This is a genomic window from Neolewinella marina (assembly GCF_002631205.1).
Lineage (GTDB): Bacteria > Bacteroidota > Bacteroidia > Chitinophagales > Saprospiraceae > Neolewinella > Neolewinella marina.
Map to the genome: position 1 here is coordinate 322,063 of NZ_PDLO01000001.1, position 23,072 is coordinate 345,134.

At 60.1% G+C, this 23,072-nt stretch carries 15 protein-coding genes; 11 read left to right on the plus strand and 4 right to left on the minus strand.

Going from position 1 to position 23,072, the window contains the following annotated elements; genetic code table 11:
- Positions 1–88: 88 nt before the first annotated feature.
- The 5 genes from CGL56_RS01310 to CGL56_RS01330 all read left to right on the plus strand — a co-directional run bounded on the left by CGL56_RS01310 (position 89) and on the right by CGL56_RS01330 (position 6,171).
- Positions 89–3,361, plus strand: a complete 3,273-nt coding sequence (locus CGL56_RS01310; RefSeq protein WP_099104695.1) for a TonB-dependent receptor — start codon at positions 89–91, stop codon at positions 3,359–3,361.
- A 144-nt stretch (positions 3,362–3,505) separates the two neighbouring features.
- Positions 3,506–3,940 carry a YsnF/AvaK domain-containing protein gene (locus CGL56_RS01315; protein ID WP_099104696.1) on the plus strand — a complete coding sequence of 145 codons (435 nt, stop codon included), beginning with the start codon at positions 3,506–3,508 and terminating at the stop codon, positions 3,938–3,940.
- Positions 3,941–3,985: 45 nt separating this feature from the next.
- Positions 3,986–4,807, plus strand: coding sequence for a YsnF/AvaK domain-containing protein (locus CGL56_RS01320; protein ID WP_099104697.1), 822 nt, complete (start codon positions 3,986–3,988; stop codon positions 4,805–4,807).
- A gap of 87 nt (positions 4,808–4,894) precedes the next feature.
- Entirely contained in the window at positions 4,895–5,554 is a 660-nt protein-coding gene (locus CGL56_RS01325; RefSeq protein ID WP_099104698.1) for a hypothetical protein, read from the plus strand.
- Between the two features lie 41 nt (positions 5,555–5,595).
- Positions 5,596–6,171 (plus strand): YlmC/YmxH family sporulation protein, encoded by a 576-nt coding sequence (locus CGL56_RS01330; RefSeq protein ID WP_099104699.1) that lies wholly within the window; start codon positions 5,596–5,598, stop codon positions 6,169–6,171.
- Positions 6,172–6,231: 60 nt separating this feature from the next.
- Here the strand turns inward: CGL56_RS01330 and CGL56_RS01335 are convergent, their stop codons facing one another.
- The gene (locus CGL56_RS01335) at positions 6,232–8,970 is read right to left on the minus strand and encodes a putative LPS assembly protein LptD (protein ID WP_099104700.1); all 2,739 of its coding nucleotides are present in this window, start codon (positions 8,968–8,970) and stop codon (positions 6,232–6,234) included.
- A 185-nt stretch (positions 8,971–9,155) separates the two neighbouring features.
- On the opposite strand from CGL56_RS01335, the gene CGL56_RS01340 reads away from it, so the two are divergent.
- On the plus strand, positions 9,156–10,562 hold the full coding sequence (locus CGL56_RS01340) for a HEPN domain-containing protein (protein WP_099104701.1): 1,407 nt from the start codon (positions 9,156–9,158) through the stop codon (positions 10,560–10,562).
- Positions 10,563–10,870: 308 nt separating this feature from the next.
- Here the strand turns inward: CGL56_RS01340 and CGL56_RS01345 are convergent, their stop codons facing one another.
- Positions 10,871–12,853: an OmpA family protein gene (locus CGL56_RS01345; RefSeq protein ID WP_099104702.1), complete on the minus strand. Its 1,983-nt coding sequence runs from the start codon at positions 12,851–12,853 to the stop codon at positions 10,871–10,873.
- 156 nt (positions 12,854–13,009) lie between these two features.
- On the opposite strand from CGL56_RS01345, the gene miaB reads away from it, so the two are divergent.
- The 4 genes from miaB (at position 13,010) to CGL56_RS01365 (ending at position 18,427) form a co-directional block, all read left to right on the plus strand.
- Positions 13,010–14,458, plus strand: a complete 1,449-nt coding sequence (gene miaB / locus CGL56_RS01350) for a tRNA (N6-isopentenyl adenosine(37)-C2)-methylthiotransferase MiaB (RefSeq protein WP_099104703.1) — start codon at positions 13,010–13,012, stop codon at positions 14,456–14,458.
- Between the two features lie 42 nt (positions 14,459–14,500).
- The gene (locus CGL56_RS01355) at positions 14,501–15,763 is read left to right on the plus strand and encodes a sigma-54 interaction domain-containing protein (protein WP_099104704.1); all 1,263 of its coding nucleotides are present in this window, start codon (positions 14,501–14,503) and stop codon (positions 15,761–15,763) included.
- Between the two features lie 90 nt (positions 15,764–15,853).
- Positions 15,854–16,894 carry an MlaD family protein gene (locus CGL56_RS01360; RefSeq protein WP_099104705.1) on the plus strand — a complete coding sequence of 347 codons (1,041 nt, stop codon included), beginning with the start codon at positions 15,854–15,856 and terminating at the stop codon, positions 16,892–16,894.
- Positions 16,895–16,900: 6 nt separating this feature from the next.
- A complete protein-coding gene (locus tag CGL56_RS01365) occupies positions 16,901–18,427 on the plus strand; it encodes an NAD(P)H-hydrate dehydratase (RefSeq protein ID WP_099104706.1) in 1,527 nt (508 codons plus the stop codon).
- Here CGL56_RS01365 and CGL56_RS01370 read toward each other — a convergent pair.
- Positions 18,421–19,191, minus strand: a complete 771-nt coding sequence (locus CGL56_RS01370; protein WP_099104707.1) for an SDR family oxidoreductase — start codon at positions 19,189–19,191, stop codon at positions 18,421–18,423. The genes CGL56_RS01365 and CGL56_RS01370 overlap by 7 nt on opposite strands.
- 111 nt (positions 19,192–19,302) lie before the next feature.
- Between CGL56_RS01370 and lon the strand changes: the two genes are divergently transcribed.
- Positions 19,303–21,684, plus strand: coding sequence for an endopeptidase La (gene lon / locus CGL56_RS01375; RefSeq protein WP_099104708.1), 2,382 nt, complete (start codon positions 19,303–19,305; stop codon positions 21,682–21,684).
- On the opposite strand, the gene CGL56_RS01380 is transcribed toward lon, so the two are convergent.
- Positions 21,647–23,050 carry a hypothetical protein gene (locus tag CGL56_RS01380; RefSeq protein WP_099104709.1) on the minus strand — a complete coding sequence of 468 codons (1,404 nt, stop codon included), beginning with the start codon at positions 23,048–23,050 and terminating at the stop codon, positions 21,647–21,649. The genes lon and CGL56_RS01380 overlap by 38 nt on opposite strands.
- Positions 23,051–23,072: the final 22 nt, after the last annotated feature.

Sequence of the window (23,072 nt, forward strand, 5' to 3'; positions counted from 1 at the left end):
GTTAACGTGAACGTCGGAAAAGGTATAGACCTTTGCGGCAAATTACGCCGGTGCAGGCCGGAACCTAATCAACCAAATCTTTCTTAGTATGAGGTTTTTTACCGCATCTCTCACCGTCCTACTGGTGACGCTGCTATCTTTTAGCGCGGCCGCCCAGGGGGTGACCACATCTTCCATTTTCGGACAGCTGACGGACGCCAGCACCGGTGACCCCCTGATCGGGGCTACCGTTCAGGCCACCCACACTCCCTCGGGTACTACCTACGGCAACGTCACGGACGAAAAAGGATTCTTTCGTCTGCCCGGCCTGCGTGTAGGCGGCCCCTACACCATCTCGGCCACCTACATCGGCTACGACCCCGTCATCCAGGACGAGGTATTCCTCCAGCTGGGCCAGTCCTTCAACTTCAGCCGCGCGCTGGGTGAAGGTGGCGTCAACCTCGGGGAAGTTACCGTTACCGCCATCCGCTCCGACGTATTCGACGGCAAGCGTACCGGCCAGGAAACCACGATCAGCGAGGAGCAGATCGACGCCCTGCCTACCGTTAACCGGAACATTGCCGACTACGCCCGCCTCAACCCGCTGGCCAAGATCGAGGAAGGCGACGGCTTCGCCATCCAGATCGCCGGTCAGAACAACCGCTTCAACAGCATCTACATCGACGGTGCCGTGAACAACGACGCCTTCGGTCTTTCCGGTTCGGGCACCAACGGCGGCCAGACGGGTGTATCGCCCATCTCCATCGACGCCGTTGAGCAGTTCACCGTTGCCGTGGCTCCCTTCGACGTACGCCAGAGCGGCTTCGCCGGCGGTTCCATCAGCGCCGTAACCCGCTCGGGAACCAACAACCTGGAAGGCTCGGCCTATTACTTCTTCCGCAACGAGAACCTGACCCGTGAGGGCGGATTCACCAACGAGGAAGGATTTGAATTTGACCCCATTGCCGAGTTTTCGGCCAAGACCTACGGTGCCCGCCTCGGTGGCCCCATCGTCAAGGACAAGGTGTTCTTCTTCGTCAACGCTGAACTCCAGCGCGACGAGACCCCCCAACCCTTCTCCATTGCCAACTACCAGGGTGCCAGCAGCGCCAGCGAGCTGGAAGGCCTGAGCAACTTCGTTCAGAACACCTACGGATACAACCCCGGCAGCTACGACAACAACACCGCCTTCCTGAACAGCGACAAGCTGCTCGGCAAGCTCGACTTCAACCTGAGCAACGTTCACAAGCTCTCCGTACGTCACTCCTACGTCCACGCAGAGAACCTGGAAGCCCGTGGCTCCGGCAGCCGCAGCATCAACTTCCTGAACGGCTCGGAGTACTTCATCTCCAAGACCAACAGCTCGGCCGTAGAACTGAACAGCCTGTTCAACAACTCGGCCAACAACATCACCATCGGCTTCACCACCGTCCGCGACGACCGCGACCCCTTCGGTCCCGACTTCCCCACCGTGCGGCTGCAGGACGGCGACAACGGCCGGATCGAACTCGGTGCCGACCGCTTCTCTACCGCCAACCTGCTGGACCAGGACATCCTGACCATCAAGAACGACTACAGCATCTACGCCGGACGCCACAACATCCTGATCGGTGCCAACTTCGAATTCTTCAAGGCGGGCAACCTCTTCGTCCGCGAGAACTTCGGTTCCTACCAGTACTTCGACAACGACAGCCTGACCGGCGTCCAGCAGTTCATGATGGGCATGCCCTCCAGCCAGTTCGACCGCAGCTACAGCCAGGTGGATAACGTGACCGGCGACGAAAGCGCCGCCATCTCCACCATCAAGCAGTCGCTGATCGGCTTCTACGTTCAGGACGAATTCCAGGTCAACGACCAGCTCCGCCTCACCGGTGGCCTGCGCATCGACGTTCCCCTGTGGCCCAACGACGTTCCCGAAAACCAGCAGTTCAACGAGGAGACCATCCCCCTGCTGGAAGGTGCCGGATATGACCTCCAGGGTGCCCGCACCGGACAGTTCATCAAGTCCAGCATCCTCTTCAGCCCCCGCCTGGGCTTCAACTACGACGTACTGGGCAACCAGACCCTGCAGCTCCGCGGTGGTATCGGCATCTTCACCAGCCGCATCCCGCTGGTATGGCCCGGTGGCGCCTACAACAACTACGGCTTCAACATCGGCGGTGTGCGCCTGCGCAACGAGGTGGTATTCAACCCCGACGTCAACAGCCAGCCTCCCGGTGACATCGACTTGTCCAACCCCGCCCCCTCGGGTCAGATCGACCTCTTCGCCGAGAACTTCAAGCTGCCCCAGACCACCAAGGTCAACCTGGCAGTCGACTACCAGCTCCCCCACAACTTCATCCTGACCCTGGAAGGTCTGTACACCAAGTTCAACAACTACGTTCGCTACCAGAGCCTGAACCTGGACCCCTCCAACATCGCCCGGATGACCGGTTCGCCCGACAACCGCGTGTACTACACCAGCTCCAGCGCCCTGGACCGCACCTACACCGGTATCTACCTCGGCACCAACACCGACAAGGGATACAGCTGGAACTTCAGCGCCGTGCTGCAGAAGCCCTTCACCAACGGATTCGTTGGTACCCTGGGCTACTCCTACGGCGACAGCTACAGTCTCTTCGACGGCACCTCGAGCCAGAACTCCTCGCAGTGGCGTGGATACTACAACCCCGAGGGTCGTAACAACGAAGGCCCCGTTCAGCGTTCCGCCTTCGCCGCCGGTCACCGTGTCTTCAGCTCGGCTACCTACATCTACGAAGGCATCAAGAACACCAAGCAGACCTTCTCGGTGTTCATGAACGGCGACGTACGCGGTGCTTACACCTACGTAGTCGGCGCTTCCAACCGGAACTTCGTCAACGACTTCGGCTTCGACTTCAACGAAGTAGCCTACATCCCCGCCAGCGCCAGTGAGATCAACCTGGTGGAAGACCGCAACGGCAACTCCCCCTCCGAGCAGTACGCCGCCCTCGATGCCTTCATCGAGTCCGATCCCTATCTGAGCGAGAACCGTGGACAGTACGCCGAGCGGAACAGCAACTGGTCGCCCTTCAAGACGATCTTCGACGCCCGCTTCCTGCAGGACTTCTACATCGAAACCGGCAAGGGCCACCGCAACACCCTGCAGTTCTCCCTGGACGTTTTCAACCTCAACAACCTCCTCAACAAGGAGTGGGGTCAGATCAACAGCCTCGGCTTCGGTACCTACTCACTGGTTAACCTCGAAGACCTTTCCGACGACGGCGTCCCCACCTACACCGTCAACCGCGAGATCCTGGACGGCGCGCAGCCCGATGAGATCTTCAACGACAACCTGGACGACTCCGGCCTCCGCAGCAGCCGCTGGACCATGCAGCTCGGCGTTCGCTACATCTTCAAGTAAACCCGGGCGCTAATCCCGACTGGTTTTCCGGAACCCCCGATCAGCTTGCTGATCGGGGGTTTTTTCGTGCCCGGAAGTAGCTACCCCCGGGGAAAACAGCTCATTTTTCAGAACATATACCCCTTTGGGTAACATATATAAGTGATGACGGACGACGATGAAAGGCACGAAAAAGAGGGGATCAACAAGTATGTAACCCCAGACGAAACCACCGTTCCGGTGGTCGAAGAGCGACTCCGTATTTCCAGCCAGCCGACCGTCACCGGTGAAGTCCGTGTAGAGAAGCGGGTAGCCACCGAAACCGTGGAGGTCCCACTGACCACCATCGAAACCACCTACCGGGAACAGCGCATTCCGGCCAACCGCGTGGTGGACCAAATGCCCCGGGTACGCTTCGAAGGCGAAAACCTCATCATTCCCGTCGTCCGGGAAGAGGAAGTCGTCACGAAACGCTTGGTGCTCGTGGAAGAAATCCACCTTACACCGCACAGGGAGGTCACGGAACGAAAAGAGTCCGTACCCCTGCGCTCGGAAAAAGTAACCATCTCTCGTGAAAAACCGGGGTCCGCACCGGCTTGAGCCGGGACCCTACCCTATTCATTTCCTAACCCAAAATTCATTTGTATGAATCAGCAGAATAATCAGACCGTAATCGGAGTATTTGACACCATGACCCAGGCGCGCAGCGCCAAGAAAGCACTGGCCGAAGCCGGCTTCACCGGCCACGCCGTAGACGTAAGCAAGTACGGAGAGCACGGAACGGTAGGCGAGAATTACCACCGTGACTCCAATAAAGTAAAAGGTTTTTTTGACCGCCTCTTTGACGACCAGGACGACCAGGACAAGAAGTACCGCCGGCGCGACGCCGCCCGCGAAGTAGCCAGCCGGGGAACGGTAGTAACCGTTCATACCGCAAACATGGAAAAGGCCAAACGCGCCGCCGCCATACTGGACAAGTACGGCGCCATCGACCTCGACGACCGTTATGAACAGTACCAAAACAACCGCTTCAATGCGGAGGAGAACCGGAAATCCCTCACCGAACGCTACGGGGATGTTGACGGCGGCGGAACGATCGACGTAGTAAAGGAAGACGTAGCCGTTGGAAAACGCGACGTGAACACCGGCAGCATCTCAGTGCGCAGCCACATTGTCGAACGCCCCGTTGAAGAAACGCTTCGCCTGCGAACCGAGGAGGCCTTCATCGAACGCAACAAGGTCGATCGCCCCGCTTCCGGAGATGCTTTCAAGGACCAGAACATCACCGTCCAGGAAACCTCCGAAGAGGCTGTGGTAGAGAAAAAGGCCCGCGTAGTGGAAGAGATCAAAGTCGGCAAGAACGTCGACACCCGCACCGAAAAGATTCGGGAAACCGCCCGGGAAACCGAGGTCGACATCGTCAAGAACGACGGCAACGGCAAGCGGCAGAAGGAGGGAGCGCGGTAATTCCGCTTTCCCCTAAAATCAGGCTATCAGGTCCCTCCACTGAGGGGGCCTGGGAAGCCATCAATTAACCATTAAATCACATTTATCATGACACAGATTAGAATCGAAGAGAAGAAAAGCGGTGGATCCATTTGGCCCTGGATCATCGGATTGCTCATCCTGGGACTGGCCGTCTGGGGAATCGCCGAAGCCTTTGAGGAGTCCGACGAGACCTATACGGAGGAAGTCCTTGAAGACGACGACAGCGTTGCCGGCGTTGCCACCGGAATCGATGAGAACAACAACTACAAGGAGTACGAGACCGACGACGACTACACCGGAGCCGTAAGTGCGTACCTGGCCACTACCGAGAACATGGAAGGTGAAATGGGCCTCGACCACGAGTTCAGTCACCAGGCCCTGACCGAACTAGCCCGCGCAACCGTAGCACTGGCCGAAAACAAAGGCCTGACCACCGATGCTGCCATGCAGGACAAGGTCAATCAAGTGGAGCAACTTTCCGACGACATCATGAAGGACCCCCTGGCCGGTGACCACGCCGACAAAATCAGAAAAGCGGCCATGATGATCACCGAAATGCTCGAGAACATTGACAATGAAGCCTACAATGGGCAAAGTGCCGAGGACCTGAGCAAACTGCGGCAGGAAGCCCAGGCCATCACCCCGGAAACGCTTACCCTTAACCAGAAAGAGGACGTTCGTAGTTTCTTCCGGCAGGCCCGCATGGTACTGGAGCGGATGAGCTAACCCCTCAGTCCCACCATTTCCTAACTTCAAAACCATCAACCATGAGTACCATAGTCAATGATCCCAATACCCGCGAGAACGGCCACGCCCGTACCAACAACAGCCGGCTGAAGTTTCTCGATGACCTATCCGGTTACAAAGTCCACCACGACGACGTAGATCCCCGGGGCTACACCGTGAAACTTCCCTCCGGAGAATCCATCGGCGAGGTCGAAGGCCTTCTGGCCGATACCCAGGCCAAACTGGTCCGCTACGTCGAAGTCGAGATTGACGACGATATCATCAACCGCCACGAGCGCGGCCTCTACACCGACCAGGATCGCCACGCACTGATCCCCGTTGGACTGATCCACATCGACAAGTCCTCGCGCAGCGTCACGGTTTCCGGAGTGGGTTACGACCACTTCACCGATTACCCCCGTTCACAGCGTGATAAAGGGTATTCCACGGGCTACGAAATCGACACCAATGACTACCTGTCCGGATTCCACGATTACGGCAGCAGCTACAACCGCGATCGCTACTCCTCCGATACCCACCGGAATGCCGATCGCCTGGACGACGACTTCTACACCAGCGACTTCTACGCTACCCGTTCCTCCCGCAATACGATGTAGGAAGCTGGTCGCCGACCAATTATCTACTTACCCGTTCTGCCTCCCGGCAGGACGGGTTTTTTAGTTCCCGAACAATCGCTGACCGTCGTAGCGGTTCTGATTGATGGGGACTTCGAGGAAGTCAAAGGTGCCAGGTTTGACGGCAATACTGAACTGGTAGGTATTCCGCTGCGGCGCCCAGCTGAAACGCATTTCCCAGCAGTGGAGGTCGCGGGCAAAGCTGAGGTAGGGATAGGTGATCCGCTTGCTGGTGAAGTCGTAGCCGATCTGCCCCACGTTCACGCTCCAGTTCTCGGTAAGCTGGAGGGCACCCCGGAGTTCCAGGCTGTTCGCCGTGGTATTGAAACGCAGGGTATCCCGCGCCCCCGCCACGTCCGAAACCTCACGGTCGAGGCTGTAGTTGAGGGTGTGGCGGATGCTGAATTTCTCGAAGAGGCTCAGGATGTCGGTTTCTTCAAACAGGGTGTTTTCTTCTTCCCGCCGCTGCCGTCGCTCCTCGGCAATGTCGGTGACGTACTCTTCCTCCTCCCCCTGGAACAGTTGTCGGATCTTGGCGACTGTAACGTTGGTGGAAATCGTGCCGTTGAACTGGTTCAACTGGAAGGGCACCCCGCGGTCGCTCAGGGTGGTACGGTTGATCCGCTCTACTCTATTCGTCTCCGGGTCAAATACGGTCATGTAGGGATCCAGGGTAGCCCGCAGGTTCACCTGCGACAGTCCCTTGAAGAACCGGGTGCTCCCCCCTACACTGATCGTACTCCACTGCAGGCTGTCCGCGCCCAGGTTGTAGCTGCCGTTCACGCCGATGTTCTGGAACAACTTGACGATGTTGTCGGTACTGTCCTTGCGGCTGTAGACCTTGGCTTCAAAGAGGTTGGAAATGCTGTAGCTCGCCCGGAAGCTGAGGTCGCTCATGCTCGGAGCGGAAAAGATCTGACCGGCGAAGGGGGTGACGAACCGGTTGGGGTTGCCCCGCGCGGGGTCAATCATGTTCTCCTGGATGAAGTATGGAAGGCCGCTGATGTAGTCCCGGGCATTGGAGTAGTCCGGACTATAGGACACGGACACCGAGGGCTTCATCACGTGGCGCAATCCCTTGAGGCCAAACAGCCCCTTGCCCCCCAGCCGCACCGTGCCAAACAGCTGGGTACTCACGCTTACCCCCGCGTTGAAGGTCCGGTAGCTGGCCAGACCGGGGTTGAGCCGGCTCGCGATGGAGGCAAAGGAGGTGGTATCGATGCGGACGTTGCCTTCGTCGTCGATCACCTCCTCGGTTTTGATCGTCGAGGGATCCAGAAAATACTCCAGGGTTTTCCCGTAGTATACCTCGGAGTAGCTCGCATTGGGGCTTACGTTGAAGTACTTCAGCACGTTGAGGCTGAGGGCGGAATTCGCGCTGTGCTGGAACCCATAGCGAGCCTCGTCAAAGGTCTGCTGGGTAAAGAAGGTGGTGTCCGAGCCGCTGAATTCCGTTTTGAGCTGGCTGGTGTAGCGAAAGCTCAGTTTCTTGTACCAGGCGTTCAGGTTGCCCGGCAGGTTCCTCAGGGGGTAGATCGTTTGGGTCTGGAAGCGGGCGTCGGGGAAGCTAACGGAGATCTGTCGCGTCTGGTTGTTCTGGCTGTGGTTGAGGCCCGCGGTCAGGGTCGACTTCAGGTTGGGGAAGTTCTTCGTGATGTTCATCGACGAACGGATCACGTTGGTGCTGACCGCTTCGTAGCTGTTAAGGAAGCGCTGGTCGGCCAGGTTGGTCTGGAAATTGATCGATCCCCCGAAGTTGAAGGTGGGATGCGCCCGCTGGTCCTGCCGGTGCCGCCAGCCCAGGCTGATGCCCCGGTCGACGAACTGCTGCAGCTCCCGGTTTTCCTGGCGGAGGTGGCGGTAGCTGAAGTCGAAGTTGCCCGAATACTTGTACCGCCGCCGGTAGCTGGTCGCCGTATTCAGGGTAAAGGTGCCGTTCAGGTAGATGTCGGCGGTGGCCTGCAGATTGACGTGCTCCCCCAGGGGGAAGAACCAGCCAATGCCCTGGAAGCCGAACCCCCACTGCTGGCTGTACTGGTAGTCACTGGGGAAAAGCAGGCCCGTACTCCGCCCACTCTTCAACGGGAAGAAGCCAAAGGGCAGCCAAAAAGGCGTCGGCACCCCCATGATCTCGAGGTTGGATGGCCCGATGATCGCCAACTTGTTCGGCACCACTTTGGCCTTGGAAGTCCGTACGCCAAAGTGGGGGTGGTCGAGGGAGCAACTCGTGAAGATTGCACCTTCGGTATAGATCACGTCGGACCGCGTACTGTCGTTGGTCTGGATGGCCCCGCTGACGAACTTTGATTTGCCACCACGCACGAACACGTCGTCCTGGGTGGTGACGGTTTCGGTCACAATTCCCTTCTGGGTCTTGAAGTTATACTTTATGGTCTTGGCGCTAAACTCCTGTCCCCCATCGCTGAACTGGGGATCACCTCTCGGCGTTCCGGAACTGTCCGGCCAGGCCTCCGCTACCACCAGGTTGGTGCCGTAATCCAGGACGATGTGGTCGGCTTGCAGGTTAATCTGCTGGTACTGTACCCGGGCCTCCCCGTAGAGGTGGATTTGCTGCCGTTCCAGGTCCACCTCCATACTGTCGCGACTGCTGTAGTCCACGGGAGCGTCCAGGCTGTCCTTGCTCATCCGGTACTGGGCCGTGGAGCCGACGAACCCGGGCTGTACGGCGGAACTGTCCACCTGCGCCCCCGCCCAGCTGGAAAGCAGGAGAAGTCCGAAGATCAGGGCGGCGGAGCGCGGGTGCAGGGGAAGGTAGGTCAAGCTGAAAAAATATCTTGCCAGGGCAACGATGCCCGCTTGGGTTCCGCGGTTGGTTGGATAGCGCTTTAACGGTTTCTTACGGTGGGCGGCAAAAGTACGACAGCGACCGTTGTCGCCCTCCGTGGCGAAATGGCTATATTTCCGGGAATCCAATATTTATCAACTACTAGTCAATTATCTATGATATGCCCTCCAACTTCATCTTCGAACTTCTCTGCATCGACCCCGACGACATCAGCGATCAGCGCGGCTTTATTCACGCGATCAGTTACAGCAATGACGTCTGGAACGGCCGTTCGCCCATCATCACGAAGGACAAGAATGGCCACGACTACATCAAGGGCGAAAGTGGCCTGACGGTATCCGTAATCAATGTTGACACCTCCAAAATTCTGACCGACCTCGTGGAAGCGGCCTTCGTGCTGCGGGTAGAAAGCCCAATGTTTGAACCCCTCGAGCCCTTTCGCCAGCGGCTGCTGCGCCACCTCAGTGAAAAACTTCGCTTTGCCCACCTACGCGTCCTGCAGGACGACATCAGCAGCGAGATCGCCAACCAGCTGTACCCCAAGATCAACTCGGTGGAGAACCTGCTGCGCCGCTACCTCATCAAGTTCTTCTTCCAGCGAGTGGGGATGTCGTGGTGGGAAGTGACGGCCACCCCCAAGATGATCGAGAAGGTGAAGGCCCGGCAGCGCAACCGGTCCAACCAGTTCAGCTACTTCATCAACAGCGACATCGAGTTCGCCGACTTCGACGACCTCGGCCTGCTGATCTACAAGCAATCCACCGGTTTCAACGAGCCGGAAAAGGTGCTGGAGAAGCTCACCAGCATCGAGACGCTGGAGGAGCTCCAGGAATTGAAGAGCAACCTCGAAGGCAACTACACCAAGTACTTCAAGACTTTCTTCCGCGACAAGAATTTCGAGCGGCTGTGGAAGGAAATGTCCAAAATCCGGAATAAGGTCGCTCACCAGGCCACCTTCTTTCACAGCGAGTTACGCAAGGGCATCGAACTTTCGGCTGAACTGACCTCCATCATCAAGGAGGCCGAAAGCCACATTGATGAAATCGTGCTCTCCCTGAAGGAAAAGCAGGCGATCCACCAGGCCGCCGCCGAAGTAGTGCGCGAGGAACAGGAAGAAGCCGAGGCCGCCGTGCAACAGGCCCAGGAGATCACCAACCGCACCTCCCACTCCTCCCCCGAAGAGTCCGCCGCCGCCTCCCTGGCCGCCCGCTCGGAACACGGACAGGAACGCGGAGACCACCGCGTAAAACTGACGGGCCCGAAGATCATCGGCAAGATCAAGCTGGAACACAAAACCAATACCTACCGCGATACCGCCCCCCCGGGCTACCGCGTAATCACCGCCGAGGAAATCCTGGAGGAACTGCACGAGGCACTTCACCTCAATTTCACGACCTACGTGGGGCTGAAGTGGTTCGTCACCCAATACCTGGCCAACAAGGGCTACGCCATCGGGACCACCTACTCCCTGGTAAACATCCTCATCGAGCAAACGCAGATCGAACTGTACGACTACGAAAGCTCGGAAGGATACATGATTAAGGCGGTACGGTTGCCTAAGAGTTAAGGAGGGGCAAGGGGTCAAGGAGCTAAGGTGGCAAGGGGTCAATTGCGTGACACTTATCCCTCGCTTTGCTCGGGCCGGGTCACGGGAAAATATCAACGCGATGCGGCTGCCCAGGGGTCAAGGGGTCAAGGGGTCAAGGGGTTAAGGGGTCAATAACGTGACAATTAACCCTCGCTTCGCTTGGGACGGGTCACGGGAAAGAGGGTAGATGGTACTGTACCCACCCGAGCGAAGCGAGGGGTGAATGGAACATCCTTGACCCCTTGACCTATTTACTCCTTGACCCCTTGACCCCTTGACCCCGTAAATCACTCAAGTATCCGAAAAGTAGTCCGCCGGTTCAGCTGGTGCTGGTCTTCGGTGCAGCGTTCGCAGACGCATTCGGCGATGGGCTGGCTTTCTCCGTAACCCCGGGCGGCGAGTCGGTCGGTGCTGATGCCCTTGCTGATGAGGTAATCGACGGCAGCCTGGGCGCGGGCCTGGCTGAGGGTCTGGTTGTAGGCGTCGCGGCCTCGGCAGTCGGTATGGCTGCCCAGCTCGATGCGGATGTCGGGATTGAGGGTCAGCACTTCGGCCAGTTCATTAAGCGTTGGCTGGGCATCCTGGCGGATGGAGCTTTCATCGAAGTCGTAGTAGATATTCTCCAGGACGATCTCCTGGTTGCGGAAGATCTTTTCAATCTCCAGTTCCAGTTCGTAGCGCTGTTCCGGCGCCTCTGGGTCCCGGGGGAGGTTGCGGCTGCTGAATCGCCCTTCGTCCGAAAGGTAATCGGGGCGTTCGGCGCGGAACTGGTACAGCTGGTCGTCGGCCAGGACCAGGCTCAATTGTCCTTCCTCGTTGGTGGAAACCGTACGGCTCTGGTCGCCGATACTGGCGATGACGGTGGCGTTAGGCACCGGGCGCAGGCCGAGCACGCGGCTGCGGGGGTTGCCGGGCTCCTCGTAGATTTTCTCCACGACGGTGACGTCAAGCACGTTGCGATATACCACGGGATCAGGGCTGGGCGGGGGCGGCGGGAGCACCGTTTTGGTGTAGGCGTAGATGTCGTCGCTGCCGGCTCCGCCGGGGCGGGAGCTGCTGAAGTAACCGGTTGTGGTAGAGCCTACGCCGGTTCCGTTGCGCTGCACGATGATATAAGCGAAATCATCCGCTCCGCTGTTGATCGGCATTTTCAGGTTACGGGGGGCGGCGTAGCGCCCGTCTTCCATGGGCCAGGTGCGGAAGATGTCCAGGCCACCTAATCCTTCGAGCCCGTCGCTGGAGAAGTAGAGGGTGTCGCCGTCGAGGGTGGGAAACTGTTCGTTGCCGTCGGTATTGATGGCGCGGTTCATCAGGTCGGGCTGACTCCAATTGCCGTCGGGCAGCCGGTCGACGGTGTACAGGTCGTAGCCCCCCCACCCTTCGTTGAGGTTGGCGGAGAAGATGAGGCGGGTGCCGTCGGCGCTTACCGCGGGGTGCATGAAATTGGCATCCGGGGTCACGAAGGGCAGTTTCTCCGCCGGGGACCAGCCTCCGCCCGTGCGTTCGCTGCGGTAGATGCCGCAGTAGGCGTCGCTGCGCTTGGCGGGTGGGCTGCAACGGGTAAAGTACATGGTGTTGCCGTCCGGACTGAAGGCGGGGGTGCCTTCGTTGTACTCCGTGTTTACGGACGGATTGAAGGGGCTGACGGCTCCGGAGGTCGGGTCATCCGTGGTAAAGATGTCGCTGAAGCTGCGGCCGGTCCACTTGTAGGTTTCCTCCCCGGTGGCCGCGCTGCGGTCGCTGGTGAATACCAGTTGGTCGTTTAGCGCTACGGCGGCGTAGTCGGCGCCCGCACTGTTAAAGGCCACCGGCGTCACTTCGTATTCCGGCACCTTCTGGGCTTCCCGTTCCGCTTTCAGCCGCATGGCCAGTTCGGCGCCGGCGATGTCCTTGCGGAATTCGTAACGGGACCCGATTTCAAATCCCAGGTCGGTGTAGGTCTGAATGGCTTCCTCGTACCGTTCCAGCCGCTTCAGGGCGGCGGCCTTTTCGCGGAGGGCGTCCGGGCCGACCCCGTTGTCGTAGGCGGTCTGGAACCACTCCACGGCGGGTTCGTCCCGGCCGGTTTCCCGGTAGCTGATGGCCAGGTTCATGGCGATGGCACCCTGCTGTCCGCGGGACTTAGCCCGCTTGTATTCCCGCTGGAGCATCGGTACGGCCACGTCGTACTGCTTGCGTTCCACGGCCGTGGCACCGTCGGTGATCTTTGCGGTATAGGTACAGCCGCCGGCAAAAATCAGGACGAAAGCAATCAGCAGAATACGGTACATCGCGGTTGGACTTTGCTCGAAAACGGTTGGGTGGGGCCATTGTTGCCGGCCGGGGGTCAGCGGGGCGGCGTATCATATGACGGACCCACATTAGGGCGGTTACACTGACAATCTGTCAGCTAAAAATACTACCTTTGCGCGCTAAAGCGGCAGCCGATGTACAACGATAATCCGACCATTAAGAATCTCGACCTGGTAAAGGTCGTCGACGAATCTGCCCAGGGGCAGGTGTACGGCGAAGTAGCGCTGGAGACGGCTCCGGACGGCAAGCGGTTTTACATCGAAAGCTACGGCTGCCAGATGAATTTCAGCGATTCCGAGATCGTGGCCAGCATCCTGGGAGAAGCCGGCTACGGCCCTACCCGCAACCTGGAGGTGGCCGACCTCATCCTCATCAACACCTGTTCCATCCGCGAAAAGGCCGAAGACACGGTCCGCAAGCGGTTGCGGGTATTTGACAAGGTGAAGCGGAAGCGCCCCGGCACCATGGTGGGCGTACTGGGCTGCATGGCCGAGCGGCTGAAGGCCAAGTTCCTGGAAGAAGAAAAGCTGGTCGACCTGGTCGTCGGTCCGGACGCTTACCGCGATCTGCCAAACCTGGTGGCCGGTGCCGAAGAAGGGGAAAAGGGCGTGAACGTCTTTCTCAGCCGCGAGGAGACCTACGCCGACATCAATCCCCTGCGGCTGCAGAGCAACGGGGTAACGGCCTTCATTTCCATCATGCGGGGTTGCGACAATATGTGTTCCTTCTGCGTGGTGCCTTACACCCGCGGGCGGGAACGGAGCCGCAATGCGTTCAGCATCGTGGCCGAGGCGACCGACCTCTTCAATCGGGGCTTCCGGGAGGTTACCCTTCTCGGGCAGAACGTCGACAGCTACAAGTGGACGAACCCCGAAACCGGGGAGGTGGTCAATTTTGCCGGGCTCCTGCGCCTTGCCGCCCAGGTTGACCCCGACCTGCGTATCCGCTTCAGTACCAGCCATCCGAAGGACATCACCGACGAAGTCCTTTACACCATGCGCGACCACGACAACATCTGCAAGTACATCCACCTGCCGGTGCAATCGGGCAACAGCCGCATCCTCGACCTGATGAACCGGACCTACGACCGGGAGTGGTACAAGGCAAAGATCGACCGCATCTACGAGATCATGCCTGACTGCGCCATCAGCTCCGACATCATCACCGGCTTCTGTACGGAGACGGAGGAGGAGCACCTCGACACCCTTTCCATGATCGATTACGCCCGCTATAGCATGTCCTACATGTTCTACTACTCCGAGCGCCCCGGAACCCCCGCCGCCCGGAAGCTGACGGACGACGTGCCCCTGGAGGTGAAAAAGCGCCGGCTGCAGGAGATCATCAACCGGCAGACCGCCCTGAGCGACGAGCTGAACCGCCAGGACATCGGCAAGACCTTCCGCGTCCTCATCGAAGGGGAAAGCAAGCGGTCGGACGCCGACTGGAAGGGCCGCAACACCCAGAACAAGATGGTCATCTTCCCGAAAGTAGCGGGGACCGCGGCGGGCGATTATGTTTACGTTACCGTGGAAGACGCCACGAGCGCTACCCTGCTCGGACGGCAGACCACCCCCTCCAACTAAGCACCCGCCCCACCCGACCACCATACCCAGAGAGAATACACCATGTCGAATTACACCAGCATCAAACGCCGCTACGGCATCGTGGGACGGTCCCCCGCCCTGGAAAATGCCCTGCATACCGCCGTACGCGTGGCCCCTACCGAACTGTCCATCCTCATCACCGGGGAATCGGGGGTCGGCAAGGAGGTTTTCAGCCGCATCATCCACGACAACAGCCCCCGCAAACACGAGAAGTTCATCGCGATCAACTGCGGGGCCATCCCCGAGGGCACCATCAACAGTGAGCTGTTCGGCCACGTCAAGGGGGCCTTCACCAACGCCACCGGCGACCGCAAGGGTTACTTCGAGAGCTACGACGGAGGTACCATCTTCCTGGACGAGATCGGAGAGATGCCGCTGGATACCCAGACTTACCTCCTGCGGGTACTCGAGAGCGGGGAATTCATCCGGGTGGGATCCAGCACGGTGCAGCGGACCGACGTGCGCATTGTAGCCGCCACGAACCGCAAGCTGACCGAGCGCATCAAGAGCGGCAAGTTCCGTGAGGACCTCTACTACCGCCTGGCGACCGTGAATATTGAACTACCGAGTCTGAGGGAGCGGGCGGAGGACATATATCTGCTGTTCCGCTACTTCGCCAACGACTTCGCCGAAAAGCAGGGCTTCGACCCTATTCAGATTGACGACGAGGCCCGGTGGCTGCTGGAGAACTACCGCTGGCCGGGCAACATCCGCGAACTCAAGAACGTCGCCGAGCAACTGAGCATCCTGGCCGAAAAGCGCGAACTGGCCGCCGTGGACCTGCTGTCCATGATGCCCAAACTCCGCGAAAGGAACCTGCCCGCCGTGACCGGTACCGCCGCCACGGAGGGAATGCAGGAGCGCGAGATCCTCTACAAGGTCCTCTTCGACATGAAGGCCGACCTGAACGACCTCAAGGGGCTCATCTTTGAGCTCATCCGCAACAACGACCTGCGGGTGCCCGACATGGGCAAGATCCGGTCGCTGCAGCTGCCGGGCGCCTACCCCGACGCGGCCGAGGAAATCGACCGCCGGGCCGGCGTGGAGATGGATGAATTCCGGGGGGCCAACGAGGATCCCATCATTGTGGACACCGGTCTGCAGCGGCAGTACGACCGCAGCGAAATCGTAGAGGAGGACCTGAGCCTGGCCAACGCGGAAAAAGACCTCATCGCCAAGGCCCTCAAGAAGCACAACGGGCGCCGTAAGGAGGCATCCAACGAGCTTGGCATCAGCGAACGGACCCTCTACCGCAAGATCAAGGAATACGAGATCGAGGAATAAGCCGCCGGCAAACCTAACTTGCGGCCGTTGCGTTACAGTCGCGTGTTTCATCCAGGGCGCATCATGCGCCCCTCATTATGACCCCTCCTTATGCGTTACGAAGTAAAGATTGGAATCCTGGCCGTAGTGGCTATTCTACTGGCCTTCTGGGGTTTCAAGTTTATCCAGGGGAGCAATCTCTTCACTTCGTCCCAGACCTATTTCGTTGAATACAAGGACGTAGCCGGCCTCACCGTCGGCACGCCGGTGCAGATCAGCGGCGTATCCGTGGGATCCGTCAAAGCCATCCAGCTCGACCAGCAAAAGAAGCAGGTCGTCGTGACCCTGGAGGTGCGCAAAAACGTCAACATCCCGGAAGGCACGCGGGCCTACATCACCACCGTCAGCCTGCTGGGCGAAAAGGCCGTGGAACTGCAGTACGACCGCCCCTGCTTCGGCGATGGAGACTGCGCAGAGAGTGGCACTTTCCTTACCGGGGCTTCCAAGGGTATCCTGGCCAGCTTCCTCGGCACCGACCCGGACGCCGACCCCACCTCCGGCATCAAGGAGCAGGTCGGTGAGGCCGTCGACAGCCTGAAGTGGACCCTGTTCAGCGAAGACAGCGATAACCCCATCGCCCGCGCCTCCCGCGACCTGGCCGTCACCATGGAGAACCTGAGGGCCACCACCCTGGCCCTGCAGCGCATCATGGACGCCAACTCCCGCCAGATCAACTCCACCTTCCGGAACCTGGAAAACGTCACCGGCACCCTCGCCGACCGGGAGGAAAGCATCAACAGCATCATCAGCAACGCCGACACCCTGACGAGCAACCTCAGCAATCTCCAATTGCAGCAGACGGTGGAGGAAGTCAATACCAGCATCGTGCGGCTGCGGGGCACCCTCGACGAGGCCGACCGGGCCCTGGGCGGAGTCACCGCCGTCATGGAGGACGTGCAGAACGGGGAGGGCACCCTGGGCAAGTTGCTGACCGACGACGAGATCTACCAGCGGCTCAACCGCGCCAGCCTGGCCGCGGACACCCTGCTAACCGACTTCCAGGAGCGACCCTACCGTTACGTTCCGTTCAAGAGCCGCAAACGCGTGCTGAAGTTCGACCGCAAAGACGACGAGCTGGAAACCGAACAGTAAACCGCCATGCGCATCCTCACGGCCCAGCAGCATCAGGAGCTCGACCAGGCAACCCTGGAACAGGACGGCATCAGCAGCCTGGAACTCATGGAACGTGCCGCCACCGCCTGGGCCAAGCGGTTCACTGAATTGTTTGCAGATAAATCCCGGGAAGTCGTCGTGGTCTGCGGCCCCGGAAACAACGGCGGGGACGGGCTGGCCATCGCCCGCCTGCTGCGCTTCGAAGCCTACACCATCAGCGTTGTTGCGGCCGACATTGCACCCGCGTCGCCCGACCACCAGGATAACCGTCGCCGGGCCAAGGACGTAGGAGTACACATCCGCACCCTCCGGGAAGGCGACGCCCTGCCCTCCTTTCGCAAGCGCAGCATTGTGATCGACGCCCTGTTCGGTACCGGCCTGAGCCGGTCGATCGAGGGCTACTGGGCCTGGCTGGTCGAACACCTGAACGAACAACCCGTGACCCGCGTAGCGGTAGACCTGCCGAGCGGCCTGCGGACCGACGAGCCCTCCACGGGAGCCATTGTCCGCGCCGACCGCACCCTCAGCCTCGGCTATCCCAAACTGGCGCTCTTCGCACCGGCAAACACGGAATACCTCGGTCACTGGGAGCTGGTGCCCTTCCGCCTGGCCGACCCTCCGGCCCCGGCCGACGGTGCCAGCCCCCCACCCCGGATGCTTACCCCCCGGCCGGTGGCGGCCCTGCTGAAGGCACGGCGGGCGAATGACCACAAGGGCACCTTCGGCCACGCCCTCTTGGTCGCCGGTGGTTTCGGCAAAATGGGGGCGGCCGTCCTCAGCGCCCGTTCGGTACTGCGGGCGGGGGCTGGGCTACTTACCGTCCACATTCCGCGGGTGGGTTACGAAATCCTGCAAATGAGCATTCCGGAAGCCATGTGCAGCATCGACCAGCACCGGTATATGGTCTCCGCCCTGCAGGAGGACGTGACGCAGTACGACACGGTCGGGGTGGGTCCCGGTCTGGGCACCAAACCGGCTACCCAACAGGCGGTCTTCCAGCTACTGGAACAGTTCCCTCGCCCCCTGGTTATCGACGCCGACGCCCTCAACATCCTGGCCGGCACACCGGAAAAACTAGCCACCTTGCCGGCGGGCAGCCTGCTTACCCCCCACCCCAAGGAATTTGAGCGGCTGTTCGGGGCTACCGATGACGACTTTCAGCGCTGGCAACTCCAGCTCGCCAAGGCCCGGGAGCTGAACGCCGTGATCGTCCTGAAAACCGGGTACACCGCCGTGGCCACCCCGGACGGTGAGCTGTTCTTCAATACCACCGGCAACCCCGGTATGGGTACCGGAGGCACGGGAGATGCCCTAACCGGCATCCTCACCGGGCTGTTGGCCCAGGGCTACCCCCCGGCCGATGCGGCCCGCCTCGGTGTTTACCTCCACGGCCTGGCGGGGGATCTGGCTGCCCGGGATGTGGGGCAGGAAAGCTTGCTGGCCGAGGACCTCATCCACCATCTGGGACCGGCCTTCAAAAAGCTCCACCGCCTGGCGGAACGGCATCAGTAGCCGATTACCTTCTTCATCAGAAAGCGCCGTAGGCGGAACGGCAACAGTCCCCCGGCCAGGGAAAAGAAACGGGTATCGGTGCCCACGTAGTGGTGCACCCGCCGACTGTTCAGGCACTTCTCCATCGCGTCGGCCACGTCCTCGGCGGTGAGGCGGATCTTCCGTTCGGGCAGGTTGCGCAGCAGGTGACGGTTGGCGGTGATGAGGTTCGTCCGGGCGTACATCGGGTTGACGTCGCACACCCGGATGTCGTCCGCTGCCCAGGCGATATCGAGGCTTTCCGTGAAGCTGTTCACCGCCCGCTTGCTGAGGCTGTAGGCCACCATCTCGGGATTGCCGTGGAGGGCCGCGGCGCTGCCCAGGTTGATGAGCCGGGCACCGGGGGTACGCTTCAGCAGCGGGTGGGCGTGGTACGCCATATTCATGACGCCCATGACGTTGACGTCCACGACCCGTTGTTCTGTTGCTAATGGCAGGCGCTCAAAATCGCCCACGTTGATGATGCCGGCGTTGTTCAGGAGTACATCCAGCCGCCCGTCGCTGCGCGCTCCGAACTCCGTCAGGGCCCGACGGCAATCCTCGGCGTCGGTAACGTCGACCCGCCGGACAAAGCACCGCTCCGGACCGTAGGAGTCTTCCATTTCCTTCAGCCCCGCTTCATCCAGGTCGAAGAGCCCCAGGAAGTAACCGGCATGGGCAAACCGGGCGGCGCAGGCCCGCCCGAAGCCACCCGTGGCTCCCGTTATCACAATTGATTTCTGCATCCCTGCAAGGTAATTCCCGGGCTGAACAAATGGCAACGGACCTCAGTATTGTACCGAAAGCCAAAGTCCACGCCCTTGCAAGACGAGACCCAACAAAACGACATTAACGGAATGATGCATGACGTTGCCATGCAACTCATCGACCCTTCCCTGCCCCAGCTGCTCACCATCCTGCCCCTTTCCCAGCGCCCCATCTTTCCCGGTACCGCCCTGCCCATGACCTTCAGCGGCCAGGATAAACTCACCGCCCTGAAAATTGCCGTTGAGCAACACGACGGCTACATCGGCGCCGTTCTGGAAAAGGAAACCAACGAAGACGATTACCGGGAGTCTGAATACTATGACGTTGGTACGGTTTACCAAATAATCAAGGCAATGCCGATGGGCCCCAACGGAATCCAGGTCCTGGGCCGCACCATCAAGCGCTTCCGCCGCCAGCGGGTAGTGCAGACCGAACCGAGCCTGCGGTGGCGGGTGGAATACGACAACCAACCCTCCATCAAGCCCGATCCGGAGCTTAAAGCCTACATGCTGGCCATCAGCTCCGACATCAAGAGTCTCCTCGCCCTGAATCCCCTCTTCCAGGAACAGGTGAATATGGTGGTCACCCAGCTGAACTACGACAAGCCTGGCCAGACCATCGACGTGATCTCCAACCTGGTGAGCTCCGAAAAGGAAAAGCTCCAGGAGCTGCTCGAGTGCTGGAACATTACCGAACGCGCCAAATTGCTGCTGAACATCATCAAGGATGAGCTACAGGTTGCCAAGATCCAGTCGCGCATCAACCAGCAGATCGAGGAAGGCGTAAACGCCAAGCAAAAGGAATACTTCCTGCGGGAACAGCTCTCGGCCATCCGCCGGGAACTGGGGGAAGAGCAGGACGAGGGAGAGTCCATCTCCGAACGCATCCTCGGCATGCTGGAAGGCAAGGAAATGCCGGAGCCGGTGCGGGAAGTGTTCGACCGGGAAATGAGCAAGCTCCGGTCCCTCAATACCCAGAGCCCGGAGTTCAACGTCACCCGCACCTACCTGGAAACCCTGGCCGGCCTGCCCTGGGGGGTGTTCAGCCCGGACACCAACGACATCGCTGAGGCCCGGCGCATCCTCGATGCCGACCACTACGGGCTGGACGATGTGAAAGACAACATCCTGGAGTTCCTTGCCACCATCATCAAGCGCAGCTCCGTGGCCGGCAGCATCATCTGCCTGGTGGGCCCGCCCGGCGTGGGCAAGACCAGCATCGGGCAGAGCATCGCGCGGGCGCTGGGACGGGAATTCTACCGCTTCAGCGTTGGGGGGATGCGCGACGAGGCCGAGATCAAGGGCCACCGCCGCACCTACATCGGCGCCATGCCCGGCAAGCTGATCCAGGCCATCGACCGGGCCAAAAGCAGCAACCCGGTCATCCTCATCGACGAAATCGACAAGCTGGGCAGCGGCCACGGCGACCCCGCCTCGGCCCTCCTCGAGGTGCTGGACCCCGAGCAGAACGACGCTTTCGTGGACCACTACCTCGACGTGCCCTACGACCTCTCCAACGTACTCTTCCTCACGACCGCGAACCAACTGGATACCATTCCCGGCCCCCTGATGGACCGCATGGAAGTCATCCGCCTCAGCGGCTACATCAAGGAAGAAAAGATCAACATCGCCCGGGAGTACCTCATCCCCCGCCAGCTGAAGGAGCACGGTTTCGCTACCGACGAAGTCACTTTCACGGAGGAGGCCCTGGATTTCCTCGTCGACCGCTACGCCCGGGAGGCGGGAGTCAGAAACCTGGAAAAACAGATCCGCAAGATCATCCGCAAGCTGGTCCTGAAACAGGCCGAGACCGACCAGCACACCTTTGAGGTTACCGTGGATACCATCCAGGATATGCTCGGCCGCCCCCGCTTCAATACCGAGAAACTGTACGGTGAGCCCATTCCCGGGGTGGTGCTGGGACTGGCCTATACCGCCCTGGGCGGTGCTACCCTCTACATCGAGGCCCAGGGTATACCGGCGGAGTCCGGCGGTTTCCGCCTAACGGGCCAACTGGGGGACGTGATGAAGGAAAGTGCCCAGATCGCGCTCAGCTACGTAAAGTCGCTGCTCAGCCGGCAGGAGAATCATTACTACGACAAACACCAGGTGCACCTCCACGTCCCGGCGGGCGCCACGCCCAAGGACGGTCCCAGCGCGGGCATCACCATGGCCCTGGCCCTGTATACCCTGGCTACCGGTCAGCCCCCGCGGGACGGACTGGCCATGACGGGCGAGCTGACGCTGACCGGCCGGGTGCTACCCATTGGCGGGGTGAAGGAAAAGACCATCGGCGCCCGCCGGGTAGGCATCGATACCCTCATCTTCCCGGAGGAGAACCGCCAGGACTACGAAGAGCTCGATGACTACCTCAAGGAGGGGCTTACGGCACACTTCGCCAATCGCTTCGACGACGTGTTGTCGATCGCGCTGACTAAGACTCCGTCTTCTTCCGCTTCCGTGGCGTCTTGAAGAATTCCTTCAGCTGCTTCTCGTTCATGAAGTTGTAGTCCGTCCAGGTAGAGACGGTGGTCTTCTTGATGTCGCGGTAGTCCTTGCCCCGCTTGTTGGTGTGCACCTTGATGAGCCGTTTGGTGTAGCGGATGGCCAGGCGGCGCAGTTCCTGGTTGAACTGCTCGTTGGCGAAGATCTTCATGTACACCGGGAAGTGCTTGCCGGTCACGCTGTACCACTCGTTGTAGTCATCGGTACCCAGGCTGGTCGCCAGGCGGTCGAAGTACACCAGGATGCTCTGGCGGATGTTCTCGTTGAAGTCGCTCAGACCGTCGTGCTTCAGCACTTCCTCCTGGATGGCCTCCTGTACCTCGGGTTCGGTGTAGCCTTCCCCGTGGATGCGGTCGGTAAGGTTGAAGTAGGCCGTCAGCTCATCGTCGATGCTGCGGTCAATGATGGTGCCCAGGGCAAGCTCCTGCTCAGGACCGAAGGTTACCGTCGGGTCGTTCTTCAGGCGGAGGATGAAGTTCATGACCTGGCTGGTTACGCGGTCGCCGTTGTCCTTCCGTTCCCGGTTCATCACCTCTACGATGGCATCCTTGGTCTCCTCTTCGGGGGTCAGGTAGGCGCCATAGATCAGCACCGGCTCGATCAGTTCACGCCGACCGGCGAAGTCGGGGTTGGTAGCGAATTCAAAGAGGGGCGCGGGCAGGGCGTCGTTGTTCAGTTCCGCGTTCGATACCCGGTACAGCAGGAAGTTGACCATGTGGTCGGTGTGGGAGATCAGTTCCACGGGCTCCACGGGGAAGGGAGCGTACTGGTAATTGCGGCTCTTGAACTGCCGCTTGTAGCGGTCGTAGATCTGCTTGCGGCCGGCGGCGGTGCGGGCGTCGTCGGACTTCTGCTGCAGGAGGAATTGCCGCACCCGCTTGGTGGGGATGGCGTCCACCAGTCCGGTGACGTAGATGTCGCTGCTCAGCGCAAAGCCCACCTGCACCGCCTGCCCGATGCGGCTGCGGAGCTGGTCGAAGTTCATGTTTCCGGCGATGTAGTTCAGCACCTGTCCGAAGTGGTCGTTCTGGCGGGTGTAGTAGTAGTGCTCGTTGATCTGGGGCCGCAGCACGCTGTAGCCCAGCACGCGGGGCAGGAACAATCCCTCGAAGCGGTCGTCCAGCAGGTAGCGCTCAAAGCTCTCGATCTCGAAGGGGGAATAGTGGTTGATCTGCTCATGGGCGGCCTCGATCTGGGGTTCGAATTCCGCCTTGAGGGCCTCGTAGTATTCATCCTCTTCCTCCTCCAGGTACTGGGCCAGGATGGGGCTGGCCTGGATCGCGTCGGCGATGGCGTCTAGGTGGGCTTTGTAGGTATCGTTCAGTTCGTACATATCGTGCGGAAACTTTGGCTTA